This is a genomic window from Psychrobacillus sp. FSL K6-2843 (assembly GCF_038626375.1).
Lineage (GTDB): Bacteria > Bacillota > Bacilli > Bacillales_A > Planococcaceae > Psychrobacillus > Psychrobacillus faecigallinarum.
In genome coordinates, this window is sequence record NZ_CP152021.1 from 3,937,771 (window position 1) to 3,953,038 (window position 15,268).

Sequence of the window (15,268 nt, forward strand, 5' to 3'; positions counted from 1 at the left end):
AAATGAAATATTTTGCCCTTTTTTTATTGAGTATTGGGCTCCTAGCTGGTTGTAGTGAATCTTCTAGCACTCCTTCATATGAAGAAAACAAAAAGATGTTAATCGATGCATTGCAGACTGAGGATGGTAAGAAAGCTATACGCACCCTTTTAGAGGATCCTCAATTTCAAGAAATGCTTGTAATAGACAGTGAACAAGTAAAAAAATCGGTCGAAGAGACTATGCTTTCTAAGCAAGCAGAGGAGTTTTGGAAGGAACTTTATCAGGACCCTAAATTTTCTGAGACTATGGCAAAGAGTATGCTGAAACAACAAGAAGATTTGATGAAAAAAATGATGAAGGATTCAGAATACCTTAAGGACTTAGAGAGTTTCTTTAGTTCTGCTGAGATGAAAAAGGAATTAGAAAAAACACTAAAATCAAGTGATATGCGTAAAGAGATCCAAAAGGTTGTAGAAGAAACTATTCAAAGTCCAACGCTACAAACAAAATGGCAGAAGCTAGTAGAAGAAGCGGGCGCCTCAAAAGAGGAAAGTGGCGGTGGCTCTAAGAAAGAGGAAAGCAAGAAAGAGGAAGAAAAATAAGGCCGCTCCTATTAGGAAACGGCCTTTTTTTTTATGCTTTTTCTATAATTTTTTCAGCGATATCCAAATATATTTTGCCCGTCTCATGGGTTTCAGAATATACGGAAGGAGCAAAATCGATATCATTCCAGTCAGGCTGACCAAGAGGAATCTGACCTAGAAGCTCTGTACGAAGTTCTTCGGCAAGTTTAGGGCCTCCGCCTTTACCAAAAACGAACTCCTTCTCACCAGTAGACTTAGATTCGTACCATGACATATTTTCAATAACTCCTAAAATCTCGTGATCCGTTTGTAAAGCCATAGCACCCGCACGAGCTGCTACGAAAGCTGCTGTTGGATGTGGTGTAGTGACAACGATTTCTTTAGAGGCAGGCAGCATTTGATGAATGTCTAATGCCACGTCTCCTGTACCTGGTGGTAAATCTAAAAGCAAGAAGTCTAACTCTCCCCACTCTACATCTTTAAAGAATTGGTCCAAAACTTTCCCTAACATTGGTCCGCGCCAAACAACAGGAGTGTTGTTTTCAACAAAGAATCCCATTGATATTACCTTGACTCCTTTGCGCTCTACTGGAATAATACGATCTTCTTTGATTTGAGGAACGTCTTTTACTCCCATCATATCCGGTACGCTAAAGCCGTAAATATCTGCGTCTACTAAAGCAACCTTTTTCCCTAATCGAGCAAGAGCCACAGCCAAGTTCACGGATACCGTAGATTTACCTACGCCTCCTTTACCAGATGCGATAGAGATAATCTTTACTTTACTGTTTGGAGAAAGAATATCCTCGCTATCGCTCTCTTTTCCTTTTCCGCGGAACTGCTCTAATACTTCCTTAGGAAGCTCTTCAAAACGAATACCAACCGTGTTGGCACCAGCATTTTTCAATATTTCTACTACTTTAGTTTGTAACTGCATTTGCTCCGCTGAGTTAATCTTTGCAATTGCCAATTTGACACTAACATGATTTTTCTCTTCCTTTATCGAAACTTGAGAGATACCATTCGTTTCTTCAAGAGTTCTATGTAAAAACGGATCGTTTAATTCCCCAAGTAATGTACGAACTTGTTTCTCATTAATCATTGTGCAGACACTCCCCTTTAGTTAACTATTCGCAATATAGTATACCATATACGAGGGTCTACCATCCCTTCATCGGCTCAATAAACGCTTTCTTCTACGAATAATCTAATTCCATCTGCGATAGCATTTACCATATCATTTTGATATTTGTCCGATGTAAGCAATTCTCTTTCATCTGTATTGCTTATGAAACCAGTTTCCACTAAAACTGCTGGTGCTTTTGCTTTCTTCAAGATATAGACTTGCTTGATAGCGAGTGCCTCTCTTTCAGTATTGCCAATATTGCTTTTAATGGATGATTGGATGGATTTAGCTAGTAGCTGTCCGCCCTCATGTCCCTCTGCGTGATAAAAAACTTGAGCGCCTCTCCATCTTTCCTCAGGAACAGCGTTGACATGCATACTAATGACCATATCCGGCTCAGAGTTATTCATAATCTCTTCTCTTAGCAATAAATCTGCACGTTTTCTCGCACGAGTTGTCGGGTAATCCTCATCAGGTAAATGCTCTGCCACAGCATCCCCCTCTTTTGTGCGTGTCATAACAACCGTTGCCCCTTGAGACTTTAAAATTTTTTCTAGTTTAAGAGACATAGATAGAGTTATATCTCTTTCCACTACTTCCCCATAACTCGCCCCGCCATCTATCCCTCCATGCCCTGGGTCGATGACAACCTTTACCCCACTTAATGGTTCTGGCAGGAAAAAACCAATATCACTTGCTCTTGTGCTGTAAGTTACCGCTAGTAGAGTGACAAAAAACAAAACACCGATTATAAGCCATTTTTTCAGGTTAATCGCTCCTTTTTCACTCATTATACGTAAGAGGGACAAAGAGTATGATTAGATTCTCGGCTTCATTTTAGAACTTATAAAAAATGATGGGACAGATAAAATAGTAATGAAAGATATGATAAAGAATACTGCTGCTCCACTTCCTACATTATCTAATAATATTCCTCCCAAACTTGGGCCTATAATTCTTCCAACAGATTTTACACCTGTAAGAGCAAAATAAGTCCCTTTTTCATGATCCTCACACATACTATCAATATGTATATCTACCATTGTAAAAACCAGTACTTCTCCTGCTGTAAAGATAATCATCGCTACAATTAACACAATAATATTTGGACTTTGCCCGAAAATTAGTAATCCTATAGACAACATTCCACTTCCAATCATTAGTGATGAAGTGGTACTGATCCGCTCTCCTAGCTTATAAACAAAGTATTGTATGATTAAAACCGTTATTGCATTTGTCGTAATCAACCATGAAAAATATGTAACTGCAAGCTCCGCGTCAAATGTCTTACCTAAGTACTGACTAAAAGTCGAATCAAACTGACTATATCCAAAGGTTATAAAAATCAAGGCAAGCACAAAAATACTGAAAGCATAATCTTTTTTAAATACATGGAAAGACTGAAAAATAGATGATTTGGAAGAACTAGCTGCAGGTTTCTCCATCGGATACTTCTTGAATAACACCATAAACGTAATAATATTTACTAGAAAGATAAAACCGACACCGAAAAATATATTCTCAAGCCCGAACCGCTGAAAATAGACGGAAGTGAGCGGTGCTACAGCAGCAGAGATATTAATCAAAAAATATCGTATATTAAAGATTAATCTTCTATTCTCTGGTTCTGTGTAAAGACTTAATAACACACGATAGGTTGGCTCAACTATTGATTGACTCATCCCTAGTAAAACCGCAAAAACAATAAACCCTGCATATTGATCAATAAATGGAAAATAAATATAGCAGGCTAGATATCCGCTTAAACCAGTTAAGATAACTTTGTTTTTTGGAAATTTATCAATATAGGGACCTACAAAAAAACTCATGAGAAGACCAGAAAAAGCCAAGGTGGATAATATAGCTCCTATCTGCACACCCGAATAGTCAAACTCATTTAACAAAAACAAAGTAAGATAGGGAATTACCAAAAACGTCCCAAACCTCGCTAAAAAAATGCTTACCAAAATGGTAGAAGTAACTACATTAAATTTCTTTCTCATCTCAACCCTACTTCTCTCTATTTTTCATATACATATAAGCAAACCTGCTTATCGCTTAATATTATTTCTCTTTCTAGCTGCATACCTATTTTTTTTGCTACCTTTCTAGACGCTAAATTTGGCTTTTGAATAAGCGATATAAACCTTCCCACTCCTAGCTGGTTTAGACCTCTTTGTAACAAAGTCTCCGCAGCCTCACTCGCATAACGATTTCCCCAATACTCTCTAGCAATCCAATAGCCAATTTCTAATTCCACTTGTCCCTCAATTAATTGTGGAACAATACCAGCATGGCCAATTGTCACTCCATCTTTCTTACGTACCAATAACTTTAACCCATACTCGTTGTTTTGCTCATAATGTTGAAAAATCCACTGTAAAAAATTTAAGGTTTCCTTACGATTCCTTGTCTTCCCGTTCCCTATAAATTCTGTCATTCTTTCGTCTGAAAGCATGGAATATAAAAAGTCTAAGTCAGCCTCTGTATAGAAACGAAAATCTAATCTTTCTGAAGAAAACATTCTCCCACCCCACTTTATGTATAATTGCTTACTTAATATACACTTACGCAATTTATGCTACAATCCCTTTTTCGGTAGAAGATAAATAATTCTTAATAATTTGTCATTAAATAAGATGTCCAGGTAATTATTTTTTTCAAAAAATAATAAGGTAGATTAGAGTCTAAGACCCAATCTACCTTTAGCTAACCCATTCTTTTTGCTAAGTAATACTGTTTACTATCCTTCGTAGGAAAATCATCTACGATACCAATTACTTCATAACCAAACTTTTGATAAAAATCAGGTGCTTGAAAGCTAAAGGTATCTAATTGTATAAGCCTACAGTTATGCTCTATCGCAAACTCTTCTATTTTAGTTAGCAATTCTTTTCCGTAACCTTGACCTCTCAAAGACTCATCCACCCATAGGAAATCAATATGAAGATGATACCAAAAAATTGTACCCGTAATTCCTCCGAGAATCTTTTGGTTTTCATCACGCAGTACGAAACTGATTTGTTTTTTCGGGTGTTTCACTTCCTCAGGAATATTAGCCATATTATGCTCAATAACCTTTTGTCGTATATAATCACTATCCACCTGATTCCATTGCTGTGTTATTTTCAAGCCCGACACTCTCCTATCCCTATTTTTTCCTTTACTATTATAACTTAAATACCTTTTAATACCATCTGTTATTTTTAAGTTAGTTACGTTAGTATATACGGCATTTCAATTAGTTTTTTGAAATAAAAGAATCCCTTCTTAGACATCTAGAAAGGATTAATAACTAAAAGTGAGAATGTTTGAATAAAAATAAAAAAACTCCCAACCATAAAGGTTGAGAGTCTTTGTAATCTTGTAAGATTAACGTTTTGAGAACTGAGGTGCACGACGAGCGCCTTTAAGTCCTGGTTTTTTACGTTCTTTCATACGTGGGTCACGTGTTAAGAATCCTGCAGATTTTAAAGCTGGACGGAAATCAGGATCTACTGTAAGTAGAGCACGTGCAATACCGTGACGGATTGCTCCTGCTTGACCTGTGAATCCACCACCATTAACGTTTACATGAACATCATAGCTACCTAGAGTTTGAGTAGTTACTAATGGTTGTTTAATGATTTCACGTAAAGTTTCGTATGGTACGTAATCTTCTACGTCACGTTTGTTGATAACGATTTTTCCTTCGCCTGGTACTAAACGTACGCGTGCTACTGAGCTTTTACGGCGACCAGTGCCGATATATTGAACTTGTGCCAAGTGTATGTCCTCCTCTTAATTATTATCCGCGAAGCTCATAAGCTTCTGGTTGTTGTGCTGCATGTGGATGTTCTGCTCCAGCGTAAACGTGAAGTTTTCCGAACATTTGACGACCTAAAGTGTTTTTAGGAAGCATTCCTTTGATCGCTAATTCGATCATTTTTGTTGGGTACTTAGTACGCATTTCTAAAGCAGTACGTTGTTTAAGTCCACCAGCAAATTGAGTGTGACGGTAGTAAATTTTGTCATTTAACTTGTTCCCAGTTAAATGAATTTTTTCTGCATTGATGATGATCACGTGATCACCAGTGTCAACGTTCGGTGTGAAAGTTGGTTTGTTTTTTCCACGTAAAATAGCTGCTACTTCAGAAGCAAGACGACCAAGAGTTTGGCCTTCAGCGTCGATAACTAACCATTTACGTTCTACTTCGTGACCTTTAGCCATGAATGTTGTACGCATGTATTTTGTCCTCCTAATTCAATCATAATCGATCTATAATTTTCTATATCCTCATACCAATAAGTTTCGGGGCTTATATTGTGGGGTTAATGAAAATACCATACATCATCATAACCCACACACTGTTAATAGTCAAGTATTTTTCCATAAACACCTGGAAAAGTTGCTACATCATGAATACTCTACTTTTTCTAGATATAAACCGTGTGCTGGCGCGGTTTTACCAGCATTTTTTCTATCGCAAGATTGAAGAATTCCTGGTAGCTCGTCCACATTTTTTTTTCCTATTGCAACTTCCCATAAAGTACCTGCAATAATTCGAACCATGTTATATAAAAAACCATTACCGCTGATAACCATATGCAGCTGATTAGAGTCTTCTTTCCATTCAAAATCTATTGACCTTACTGTTCTGACAAAGTCTTTTATACTAGTTTTAGATGCACAGAAGCTAGAGAAATCATGCGTCCCTAAAAGGTGTACGGAAGCTTCCTTCATCAAATTTACGTTAGGCTTATATCTATCCACATGGACAGTATAATTACGCTCAAATGGGCTCTGAATCTCATTTAGCGTCCATTTGTATCGATAAGTTTTGCCCTCCGCATGATATCTTGCATGAAAGTCTGCAGCAACTTCTTCTACGGAATGTATTCGGATATCCTTTGGAAGTTGAACATTTAAAGCAGTTCTCCAGCGATCCATAGGTAAGTTGAAGTGACTATCAAAATGAATTACCTGACCTGTCGCATGCACCCCTGCATCCGTACGACCACTTGCTACTACCTTCACTAGTTCACCTTTATGGATTGTTTGTAGAACTCGTTCAAGCTCTAGCTGTACTGTTCTTTTTCCCGGTTGAACCTGATAACCAGAAAATTGACTTCCATCATAGCTGATGATAGCTCTTAAACGCATACCGTTACCTCCCATTACTGTCTAAAATAAACAAGTATAACTGCTAAAAGGACAAGTACAACTAGAATTGCCGTATCCTTTTTCCTCCACTCTAGCTTGCGATATCTTGTTCTACCTTCGCCACCTTTATAGCCGCGAACCTCCATAGCTGTCGCCAAATCCTCAGCTCGTTTAAAAGCACTCACAAATAGCGGAATCAGCAACGGCACAATAGCATTCATTCGCTCTTTCATACTTCCTGAAGTCATATCCGACCCTCTGGCCATCTGCGCTTTCATAATCTTATCAGTTTCATCCATAAGTGTTGGGATGAACCTTAAGGAGATTGACATCATAAGCGCTAATTCATGCACTGGGAGCTTCCATTTCTTTAAGGGGTTCAGAAGTATCTCTAAAGCATCAGTAATCGATATAGGCGTTGTAGTGAGCGTTAAAATGGATGTTAGTATAACGAGTACGAAGAAACGGATAGATATGAATATCCCCTGCTTCAAACCCTCCTCATAGATTTTTATAAACTTCCATTCAAAAATAAGAGCGCCCTCTCGAGTGAAAATTATATGCAATAAGAATGTAAAGATTATCAAAAAAACGACAGGTTTTAAACCATTGATTAGAAAGTATAATCTTATTTTTGACATACGGATTATTAAAAAAGTAAATAACACCAATATTCCATATGTGATCCAATTATTCGCGATGAAAACCACGGCGATAAATAAGAAAACAAAGATTAATTTAGCTCTGGCATCTAAGCGGTGAATTAATGAATCCCCAGGTATGTAACGACCAAAAATCATTTTTTCTAACATTCGTCCTCACACCCCTTTTTTAACAGGTGCGCCATTTCTTTCGCCAATACTTCCTCTGTTAAACAGAGAATCGGTAGCCTTCTGCCCATCATATGTTCTAATTTCCTTTGAAATTTTACTGTTTGTGGCAGCTCCAACTGATAATCTTTTAAACGAGTTTCATTTTCAAAAACCTCTTCCGGAGTGCCTTGCAACACACATTTCCCTCTATACATGATTGCTATTCGATCTGCATATCTAGCTGCATCTTCCATGCTGTGCGTCACGAGGATAGTCGTTATTCCCTTCTCTTGATGAATGCGATAAAAGAGGTCCATGATTTCCTTACGACCCCTTGGATCTAAACCAGCGGTCGGCTCATCCAGTACTAGGACTTCTGGGTTCATGGCTAGAACTCCTGCTATAGCGACGCGTCTCATTTGGCCACCAGATAAGTCAAATGGAGATTTTTCCATGACCTCTTCAGGTAATCCTAGTAGCTTAACCAATTCTACTGCACGTGCCTTAGCTTCAGCCTCTGGTACACCATAGTTCATAGGACCAAACATAATGTCCTTGAGTACTGTTTCGTCAAACAACTGATGCTCTGGAAATTGAAACACTATGCCTACTTTTTGGCGCACTGCACGCAATTGTTTATTTTTCTTTTTACCTTGGACCTCTATCTCTCCTATCCTAACGGTACCTTCCGTAGGCTTTAATAAGGCATTCAAATGCTGCAACACAGTAGACTTTCCTGAGCCAGTGTGCCCTATAATAGCTTGATAAGAGCCAGAAGGTATATTCAAATCCACATCAAACAAGGCTTTTTTTTCAAAAGGGGTATCTTTTGCATAAGCATAGCTTACTTGTTGAAGTGTGATGTCCATAAATCGTTCACCAACTCTTCTTCTGACATATGTTCTGCGATTAGGGATATCCCTTGAGCTTTTATAAGCTTGGACATTTTCATCGCAAATGGCAAATCTAAACCTAAGTCCACTAATTCTTGCCCACGCTCGAAAATACCTTTTGGAGTATCCTCTACATATTTCTCACCCTGATTCATCATAATAACTCTATCTGCAAGCAAGGTTTCCTCTAAATCGTGCGTTATGGAGATAACCGTCAGATCCGTTTCTTCTCTTAGCTGACGAACCGTTGACAGCACCTCTTCCTTCCCTTGCGGATCTAGCATGGAGGTTGCTTCATCTAACAATAAAATGCGTGGCTGCATCGCAATAGCACCCGCTATAGCCACCCTTTGCTTTTGGCCACCTGACAGATGATGTGGCTCGCTATTCATAAAATCCTGCATATTGACCTTTGCTAATGATCGTCGTACTCGTTCTACCATTTCCTCAAAGGGGATCCCATTATTCTCTAGGGCAAATGCTACATCGTCCTGGACAGTAGCCCCAACGAATTGGTTATCGGGGTTTTGAAATACCATGCCCATTTTCGATCTAGTTTCCCAAAGATTTTCCATCGTTAACGTCTCACCAAAAATACGCACCTTTCCCTTCTGAGGAAATAGAAGACCATTCATTAATCGGGCTAACGTGGATTTACCAGATCCATTGTGACCTACAATAGCAACCCATTCGCTTTCACCTATAGAAAATGACACATTATGTATTTCGGGTTTGATATTAGTATTTTCTTCGGAATAGGTATATGTTACATCCTGTAAGGAAATAATTTCTGCTTTCATGCCCTTAACCTCCCTTAACTAAACTCTGCTCAGCTTAACTCCATATTAACAAATTTATAGACAAATTAAAAAAGCGCGCACCTCATTTGGAGAAATGCGCTCTTCTATAACTTATTTCTAGACTGGTTGCTCAAGACCAGTCAGAAAATGAGGTGCGTAGAGCTAGACGAGACGCTACTAATGAAAGTCCGCTCATCATAACACTCAGCTTTTATAATGTCGTATAAATCTGTTTGAAAAAAGAAGAGGGTGGTAGCAACACCAACATCCCTCTTCAGCTTTGAATTTTAACTTAGCAATCGAATAAACGACTGATCCATTAAATTAAACTAACTCAATTACTACAACTGGTGCTCCGTCTCCGCGACGAGGTCCAACTTTCATAATACGAGTATAACCGCCTTGACGATCTGCATAACGTGGTGCTACATCATCAAACAATTTTTGCAAAGCAAAAGTTGTTGATTCTTCGCCTTCTTCATCAGTAGTAGTAACTACTTCACGACGAATGTATGCAGCTGCTTGACGACGAGCGTGCAAGTCTCCGCGTTTACCTAAAGTGATCATTTTTTCAACAACAGAACGTAATTCTTTTGCACGTGCTTCAGTTGTTTGAAGACGCTCATGAATAATTAGGTCAGTTGTTAAGTCACGTAACATCGCCTTACGTTGAGAACTTGTACGTCCAAGTTTTCTGTAACCCATGGATGTTTCCCTCCTTTGGTGAATAGTTCATATCTAGCTATATCAAAAATCGCTTAGTCTTCTTTACGTAATCCTAAGCCAAGCTCATCTAACTTAGCTCTTACTTCTTCTAAAGATTTACGTCCAAGGTTTCTTACTTTCATCATATCGTCTTCTGACTTGCTAGCAAGTTCAAGTACTGTATTAATACCTGCACGCTTCAAGCAGTTATAAGAACGAACAGAAAGATCAAGTTCTTCAATAGTCATCTCTAAAACTTTTTCTTTTTGATCTTCTTCTTTTTCGACCATGATTTCCGCAGTTTGTGCCTCATCTGTCATCCCTACAAAAATGTTCAAGTGCTCTGTTAGTATTTTTGCTCCAAGCGAAATCGCCTCTTTTGGACCGGTGCTGCCATCTGTCCACACATCAAGAGTTAATTTATCGTAGTTAGACATTTGTCCAACACGAGTGTTTTCCACTTGAAAATTAACGCGTGAAACTGGAGTATAAATAGAGTCGATCGGGATTACGCCGATAGGAAGATCCTCACGTTTGTTTTGATCAGCAGGAGTGTAGCCACGGCCTCGCCCTGCGTACATACGCATACGGAAATGACCATTTTTGCCGATTGTAGCAATATAAAGCTCCGGATTTAAAATCTCCACGTCACTGTCATGAGTAATGTCAGCTGCTGTAATAGTTCCTTCTCCTTTTACATCTATCTCTATGACTTTTTCTTCATCAGAGTAGATTTTAAGAGCTAGTTTTTTCACATTCATAATAATAGATGCTACATCTTCCACTACGCCTTCAATAGTTGAAAACTCGTGTAAAACGCCATCAATTTGAATAGAAGTAACTGCGGCTCCTGGTAAAGAAGACAGAAGGATACGACGTAAAGAATTGCCCAAAGTATTTCCATAGCCACGTTCAAGCGGTTCTACAACAAATTTACCAAACTTGGCATTTTCGCTGATTTCTACACTTTCAATCTTTGGTTTTTCAATTTCGATCATTCCAATTTACCCTCCCTCAAAACATCGAATGTATAGGTTCTTTCCATCATGAATTCGATCGTTTAACTGATTGCTGTGTTGCACAACCTCAGTCTGTACAATAAATGATGTTCTCAAACATATTGAGGATCACCTATTAAACGCGACGACGTTTTGGTGGACGGCAACCATTATGTGGTACTGGTGTTACGTCTTTAATTGCTGTAACTTCTAGACCTGCAGCTTGAAGTGCGCGGATTGCCGCTTCACGACCAGCACCAGGACCTTTAACAGTTACTTCTAAAGTTTTTAAACCATGTTCCATTGAAGTTTTAGCAGCAGTTTCAGCAGCCATTTGTGCAGCGAATGGAGTAGATTTACGAGAACCTCTGAATCCAAGAGCTCCAGCACTTGACCAAGAAAGTGCGTTACCTTGCATGTCTGTTATAGTCACAATAGTGTTGTTAAATGTTGAGCGAATGTGAGCAATACCGGATTCGATATTCTTTTTCACACGACGCTTACGTGTTTGTTGTTTACGTGCCATGTTAAGAAGAAACCTCCTTTACCGATTATTTTTTCTTGTTAGCTACTGTTTTACGTGGACCTTTACGAGTACGTGCATTGTTCTTCGTATTTTGTCCGCGTACTGGTAAGCCGCGACGATGACGGATTCCTCGGAATGAACCGATTTCCATCAGACGTTTAATGTTTAGTGATACTTCACGACGAAGGTCACCTTCTACTTTGTATACACCGATTTGTTCACGGATTTTGTTTAGCTCGTCTTCAGTAAGATCACGAACGCGAGTCTCTTCAGAGATACCAGCTTCCGCTAATACTTTTTGTGACGTAGTTTTACCAATTCCGAAAATGTATGTTAATGCAATAACAACGCGTTTATCGCGTGGAATGTCAACACCAGCAATACGTGCCATATGTGTCGTGCACCTCCTTCTTATTATCCTTGTCTTTGTTTGTGTTTAGGATTTTCACAGATTACCATTACTTTACCGCGTCGGCGAATTACTTTACATTTTTCGCAGATCGGCTTCACAGATGGTCTCACTTTCATCTAACCCAACCTCCTTAGTAGTCCGGAGTGCAAAAGATTATTTAAAACGGTACGTGATACGACCGCGAGTTAAATCGTAAGGAGAAAGTTCAATTGTGACTTTATCTCCAGGTAAAATGCGGATAAAGTGCATACGAATTTTACCCGATACATGCGCAAGTATCGTATGACCGTTTTCTAATTCTACCTTAAACATCGCGTTTGGCAAAGTCTCAACAACTGTTCCTTCGACTTCAATTACATCATCTTTCGCCATCAACCCTGTCTCCCTTCTATATACAAATCAGGTTCTCATCAATATTCAAACGTAATTTGCTGTAGTATAGCCTCAAAATGAACGAAACTATTCGTTTTAAGCATATGTTTGGAAATCATGAGAGATGTTCGAAAGACACTCGTAAGGTTTCGTTTTAACGCAATCCACCGAGTAGACTGACTGGTAGAAACCTGTCTCCCTCATGTCAACATGTTCGTACGAATGTGTTGGATGAGTTCCATAGTACCCGTTCGATTAATGCTTTCCACGAAACCCATTATACCCTTTCAGAAATCAAAATGCACGTGGACTAGGGGGTCCTCGCTGTTAACACATTTCAAGTTCATCCAGTTCGTATACCGGGCGCAATATGCTTTTGCAGCTCTCGAAAAAAACGTTTACGTTCTTTGCATACTACCCGGATATTCAGTCGTCTGCGACGGGCACCGGGCTCTTAGATGCGGTTGCCCTGTAACAGAGCATCGATGTCAGCGAAGACTACTTTAATATCTTGCTGGCCATCTAAATTACTTAAAACACCTTTGTTCTGATAAAAATCAAGCAAAGGTTGTGTTTGCTTCATATTTACTTCCAGACGGTTTGTCACCGTTTCGGGATTATCGTCCGCACGCTGATAAAGCTCTCCTCCATCTTTGTCACAAACACCATCTTTAGTAGGTGGGTTGAAAACAAGATGATAAGCAGTGCCGCACTCTTTACAAATACGACGACCTGTTAGACGTTTAATCAATTCTTCTTGTTCTACTTGAATATTAAGCACATGCTCAATAGATTTCCCTAGATCCGAAAGTAAAGCATCTAAAGCTTCAGCTTGAGGAACTGTACGTGGGAAACCATCTAATAGGAATCCTTGATCGCAATCTGGTTTACTTAATCTTTCACGAACAATACCAATCGTAACTTCATCGGGTACTAATGCACCTTGATCCATAAACGATTTTGCTTTTAAACCAAGCTCCGTGCCTTCTTTAATAGCTGCACGAAACATGTCGCCTGTAGAAATATGAGGGATTGCGTACTTCTCAACAATTTTATCTGCTTGTGTACCTTTACCGGCACCAGGCAGACCCATTAAAACGATATTCATACGGAAATGCCCCCCAGGACTATTTGTTGATTTTTAGGAACTCTAACCGTTCCTAAAAACCGACATTATTTCATAAAGCCTTTATAGTGACGTTTAACTAATTGCGATTCTAATTGTTTCATTGTTTCAAGGGCTACCCCAACAATGATTAGCAGACTTGTTCCGCCAATTTGTATAGATTGTGGTAAACCAGCAAACTTTACAAATAATAATGGCATAATAGAGATTACTGCTAAGAAAATAGCACCTACAAATGTTAAACGGTATAAGACGCTTGTTAAGTAATTTTGTGTGTTTATCCCCGGACGGATACCTGGAATATACGCACCTTGCTTTTTCAAGTTGTCTGCTACATTTTCCGGGTTCACCTGAATGAACGCATAGAAATATGTAAAGGCAGCTATCAAAGCAACATAAATGATCATACCTACTGGCTGAGTGTAATCTAACATATTTCTAATAAATTCTGTCGTTTTGTTCTCACCAAAGAACAAAATGATAGACTGCGGAGCCATAAGGAACGCAGATGCAAAGATTACTGGGATAACTCCCGCAGCATTAACTTTTAAAGGTAAATGTGTTTGTTGACCTCCAGTTTGAGAAGAGCCAGCAACACGTTTTGCATATTGAATAGGAATTTTACGCAACGCTTGTTGAACGTAAATAACTCCTACTGTAACAGCAATGATTGCCAATAAAAGCAAGATAATAATCACGATGTTGATGAATAAAGCATCACCAGCATCTTGAATTTGTTGAGCATACAATTGGTTTATACCGTTTGGAATAGCTGCAACAATCCCTGCGAAGATAATCACAGAAATACCATTACCAACGCCTTTAGAGGTGATTTGCTCACCTAACCACATTAAGAATGCAGTACCTGCAGTTAATACGATTGCGATGGTTAAGTAGGTCATGATTCCTTCATCTTTTATCAAAGAACCGCTATACATTTGGTTAAAACCATATGACATAGCAATCGCTTGTATAAAAGCTAAAACAATTGTGAAGTAACGAGTAAATTGAGCAAGCTTCCGTCTTCCGACTTCACCTTGTTTTGCCCACTCTGTAAACTTCGGAACAACGTCCATTTGTAACAACTGAACGATGATTGATGCTGTAATATATGGCATGATACCCATTGCTAAAATAGAGAAGTTAGCAAGTGCTCCACCACCAAATGTATTTAAGAAACCAATTAAACCTAATTCATCGGTTTGCTTTAACGCATCTGCATTAACGTGAGGTACTGGAACAAATGTCCCAATACGAAACACGATTAGCATCAATAAGGTAAAAATGATTTTATTTCGAATATCTCTCACACGCATAAAGTTGGAGATTGTCTGAAACATTAAACCACCTCAGTTTGTCCGCCAGCATTCTCGATTGCTTCTTTTGCTGTCGCAGAGAATTTGTGAGCTTTTACTGATAGTTTCTTCTCAAGAGTTCCATTACCTAAGATCTTAATACCAGATTTTTCACTACTCACAACACCTGTTTCAATTAATAGAGCAGGTGTAACTTCTGTGCCTTCTTCGAAACGATTTAATGTGTCAAGGTTCACAATTGCATATTCTTTACGGTTGATGTTAGTAAATCCACGTTTTGGTAAACGACGGAATAAAGGGTTTTGACCCCCTTCAAATCCTGGACGTACTCCTCCGCCTGAACGAGAATTCTGACCTTTATGACCTCTACCTGCAGTTTTACCGTTACCAGAACCGATACCACGACCTACGCGGTTACGTGTAGAGCGAGATCCTTCTGCTGGTTTTAACTCATGAAGTTTCATATGGTGGCA

At 38.9% G+C, this 15,268-nt stretch carries 21 protein-coding genes; 1 reads left to right on the forward strand and 20 read right to left on the reverse strand.

Annotated features, from left to right (window positions below; all coding sequences use genetic code 11):
- The first annotated feature begins 26 nt into the window (after positions 1–26).
- Complete coding sequence (gene gerD, locus MKY94_RS20155) at positions 27–584, forward strand: spore germination lipoprotein GerD (protein ID WP_342577740.1); 558 nt, start codon at positions 27–29, stop codon at positions 582–584.
- Between the two features lie 31 nt (positions 585–615).
- On the opposite strand, the gene MKY94_RS20160 is transcribed toward gerD, so the two are convergent.
- From MKY94_RS20160 to rplO, 20 genes are all read right to left on the reverse strand, one after another.
- On the reverse strand, positions 616–1,668 hold the full coding sequence (locus tag MKY94_RS20160) for an Mrp/NBP35 family ATP-binding protein (RefSeq protein WP_144541032.1): 1,053 nt from the start codon (positions 1,666–1,668) through the stop codon (positions 616–618).
- Positions 1,669–1,745: 77 nt separating this feature from the next.
- Positions 1,746–2,459, reverse strand: a complete 714-nt coding sequence (locus tag MKY94_RS20165) for an N-acetylmuramoyl-L-alanine amidase (RefSeq protein ID WP_144541050.1) — start codon at positions 2,457–2,459, stop codon at positions 1,746–1,748.
- A gap of 51 nt (positions 2,460–2,510) precedes the next feature.
- On the reverse strand, positions 2,511–3,695 hold the full coding sequence (locus MKY94_RS20170; protein ID WP_154312075.1) for an MFS transporter: 1,185 nt from the start codon (positions 3,693–3,695) through the stop codon (positions 2,511–2,513).
- Between the two features lie 17 nt (positions 3,696–3,712).
- Positions 3,713–4,216: a GNAT family N-acetyltransferase gene (locus MKY94_RS20175; protein WP_342577741.1), complete on the reverse strand. Its 504-nt coding sequence runs from the start codon at positions 4,214–4,216 to the stop codon at positions 3,713–3,715.
- A 185-nt stretch (positions 4,217–4,401) separates the two neighbouring features.
- Positions 4,402–4,824 (reverse strand): GNAT family N-acetyltransferase, encoded by a 423-nt coding sequence (locus tag MKY94_RS20180; RefSeq protein ID WP_144541026.1) that lies wholly within the window; start codon positions 4,822–4,824, stop codon positions 4,402–4,404.
- 240 nt (positions 4,825–5,064) lie between these two features.
- Complete coding sequence (gene rpsI, locus MKY94_RS20185; protein ID WP_144512714.1) at positions 5,065–5,457, reverse strand: 30S ribosomal protein S9; 393 nt, start codon at positions 5,455–5,457, stop codon at positions 5,065–5,067.
- 22 nt (positions 5,458–5,479) lie between these two features.
- Positions 5,480–5,917 (reverse strand): 50S ribosomal protein L13, encoded by a 438-nt coding sequence (gene rplM / locus MKY94_RS20190; RefSeq protein WP_144541024.1) that lies wholly within the window; start codon positions 5,915–5,917, stop codon positions 5,480–5,482.
- 171 nt (positions 5,918–6,088) lie between these two features.
- Positions 6,089–6,835, reverse strand: coding sequence for a tRNA pseudouridine(38-40) synthase TruA (gene truA / locus MKY94_RS20195; RefSeq protein ID WP_144541022.1), 747 nt, complete (start codon positions 6,833–6,835; stop codon positions 6,089–6,091).
- Positions 6,836–6,849: 14 nt separating this feature from the next.
- Positions 6,850–7,647, reverse strand: a complete 798-nt coding sequence (locus MKY94_RS20200; protein ID WP_144541020.1) for an energy-coupling factor transporter transmembrane protein EcfT — start codon at positions 7,645–7,647, stop codon at positions 6,850–6,852.
- Positions 7,641–8,516, reverse strand: a complete 876-nt coding sequence (locus MKY94_RS20205) for an energy-coupling factor ABC transporter ATP-binding protein (protein ID WP_154312074.1) — start codon at positions 8,514–8,516, stop codon at positions 7,641–7,643. The genes MKY94_RS20200 and MKY94_RS20205 overlap by 7 nt, the downstream gene beginning before the upstream one ends.
- On the reverse strand, positions 8,492–9,340 hold the full coding sequence (locus tag MKY94_RS20210; RefSeq protein ID WP_342577742.1) for an energy-coupling factor ABC transporter ATP-binding protein: 849 nt from the start codon (positions 9,338–9,340) through the stop codon (positions 8,492–8,494). Before MKY94_RS20210 ends, MKY94_RS20205 begins: the two co-directional genes overlap by 25 nt.
- 324 nt (positions 9,341–9,664) lie before the next feature.
- The gene (gene rplQ / locus MKY94_RS20215; protein ID WP_144541014.1) at positions 9,665–10,045 is read right to left on the reverse strand and encodes a 50S ribosomal protein L17; all 381 of its coding nucleotides are present in this window, start codon (positions 10,043–10,045) and stop codon (positions 9,665–9,667) included.
- Between the two features lie 53 nt (positions 10,046–10,098).
- Positions 10,099–11,043, reverse strand: a complete 945-nt coding sequence (locus tag MKY94_RS20220) for a DNA-directed RNA polymerase subunit alpha (protein ID WP_144541012.1) — start codon at positions 11,041–11,043, stop codon at positions 10,099–10,101.
- A 136-nt stretch (positions 11,044–11,179) separates the two neighbouring features.
- The gene (gene rpsK / locus MKY94_RS20225) at positions 11,180–11,569 is read right to left on the reverse strand and encodes a 30S ribosomal protein S11 (protein ID WP_053591340.1); all 390 of its coding nucleotides are present in this window, start codon (positions 11,567–11,569) and stop codon (positions 11,180–11,182) included.
- 25 nt (positions 11,570–11,594) lie between these two features.
- The gene (gene rpsM / locus MKY94_RS20230) at positions 11,595–11,960 is read right to left on the reverse strand and encodes a 30S ribosomal protein S13 (RefSeq protein WP_090567879.1); all 366 of its coding nucleotides are present in this window, start codon (positions 11,958–11,960) and stop codon (positions 11,595–11,597) included.
- A gap of 23 nt (positions 11,961–11,983) precedes the next feature.
- A complete protein-coding gene (rpmJ, locus tag MKY94_RS20235) occupies positions 11,984–12,097 on the reverse strand; it encodes a 50S ribosomal protein L36 (RefSeq protein WP_003247619.1) in 114 nt (37 codons plus the stop codon).
- Between the two features lie 37 nt (positions 12,098–12,134).
- Entirely contained in the window at positions 12,135–12,353 is a 219-nt protein-coding gene (gene infA / locus MKY94_RS20240) for a translation initiation factor IF-1 (RefSeq protein WP_016429904.1), read from the reverse strand.
- Positions 12,354–12,807: 454 nt separating this feature from the next.
- Positions 12,808–13,461, reverse strand: coding sequence for an adenylate kinase (locus tag MKY94_RS20245; protein WP_342577743.1), 654 nt, complete (start codon positions 13,459–13,461; stop codon positions 12,808–12,810).
- A gap of 65 nt (positions 13,462–13,526) precedes the next feature.
- The gene (secY, locus tag MKY94_RS20250) at positions 13,527–14,819 is read right to left on the reverse strand and encodes a preprotein translocase subunit SecY (RefSeq protein ID WP_144541008.1); all 1,293 of its coding nucleotides are present in this window, start codon (positions 14,817–14,819) and stop codon (positions 13,527–13,529) included.
- Positions 14,819–15,259, reverse strand: coding sequence for a 50S ribosomal protein L15 (gene rplO / locus MKY94_RS20255; RefSeq protein WP_144541006.1), 441 nt, complete (start codon positions 15,257–15,259; stop codon positions 14,819–14,821). The genes secY and rplO overlap by 1 nt, the downstream gene beginning before the upstream one ends.
- Positions 15,260–15,268: the final 9 nt, after the last annotated feature.

What these genes read in the sequence shown, in the direction of transcription:
- MKY94_RS20160 (WP_144541032.1), bottom strand. Translation starts at nt 1,668, where the DNA reads ATGATTAATGAGAAACAAGTTCGTACATTACTTGGGGAATTAAACGAT.
- MKY94_RS20170 (WP_154312075.1), bottom strand. Translation starts at nt 3,695, where the DNA reads ATGAGAAAGAAATTTAATGTAGTTACTTCTACCATTTTGGTAAGCATT.
- MKY94_RS20175 (WP_342577741.1), bottom strand. Translation starts at nt 4,216, where the DNA reads ATGTTTTCTTCAGAAAGATTAGATTTTCGTTTCTATACAGAGGCTGAC.
- rplM (WP_144541024.1), bottom strand. Translation starts at nt 5,917, where the DNA reads ATGCGTACAACATTCATGGCTAAAGGTCACGAAGTAGAACGTAAATGG.
- truA (WP_144541022.1), bottom strand. Translation starts at nt 6,835, where the DNA reads ATGCGTTTAAGAGCTATCATCAGCTATGATGGAAGTCAATTTTCTGGT.
- MKY94_RS20200 (WP_144541020.1), bottom strand. Translation starts at nt 7,647, where the DNA reads ATGTTAGAAAAAATGATTTTTGGTCGTTACATACCTGGGGATTCATTA.
- MKY94_RS20205 (WP_154312074.1), bottom strand. Translation starts at nt 8,516, where the DNA reads ATGGACATCACACTTCAACAAGTAAGCTATGCTTATGCAAAAGATACC.
- MKY94_RS20210 (WP_342577742.1), bottom strand. Translation starts at nt 9,340, where the DNA reads ATGAAAGCAGAAATTATTTCCTTACAGGATGTAACATATACCTATTCC.
- rplQ (WP_144541014.1), bottom strand. Translation starts at nt 10,045, where the DNA reads ATGGGTTACAGAAAACTTGGACGTACAAGTTCTCAACGTAAGGCGATG.
- MKY94_RS20220 (WP_144541012.1), bottom strand. Translation starts at nt 11,043, where the DNA reads ATGATCGAAATTGAAAAACCAAAGATTGAAAGTGTAGAAATCAGCGAA.
- rpsK (WP_053591340.1), bottom strand. Translation starts at nt 11,569, where the DNA reads ATGGCACGTAAACAACAAACACGTAAGCGTCGTGTGAAAAAGAATATC.
- rpsM (WP_090567879.1), bottom strand. Translation starts at nt 11,960, where the DNA reads ATGGCACGTATTGCTGGTGTTGACATTCCACGCGATAAACGCGTTGTT.
- rpmJ (WP_003247619.1), bottom strand. Translation starts at nt 12,097, where the DNA reads ATGAAAGTGAGACCATCTGTGAAGCCGATCTGCGAAAAATGTAAAGTA.
- infA (WP_016429904.1), bottom strand. Translation starts at nt 12,353, where the DNA reads ATGGCGAAAGATGATGTAATTGAAGTCGAAGGAACAGTTGTTGAGACT.
- MKY94_RS20245 (WP_342577743.1), bottom strand. Translation starts at nt 13,461, where the DNA reads ATGAATATCGTTTTAATGGGTCTGCCTGGTGCCGGTAAAGGTACACAA.
- secY (WP_144541008.1), bottom strand. Translation starts at nt 14,819, where the DNA reads ATGTTTCAGACAATCTCCAACTTTATGCGTGTGAGAGATATTCGAAAT.
- rplO (WP_144541006.1), bottom strand. Translation starts at nt 15,259, where the DNA reads ATGAAACTTCATGAGTTAAAACCAGCAGAAGGATCTCGCTCTACACGT.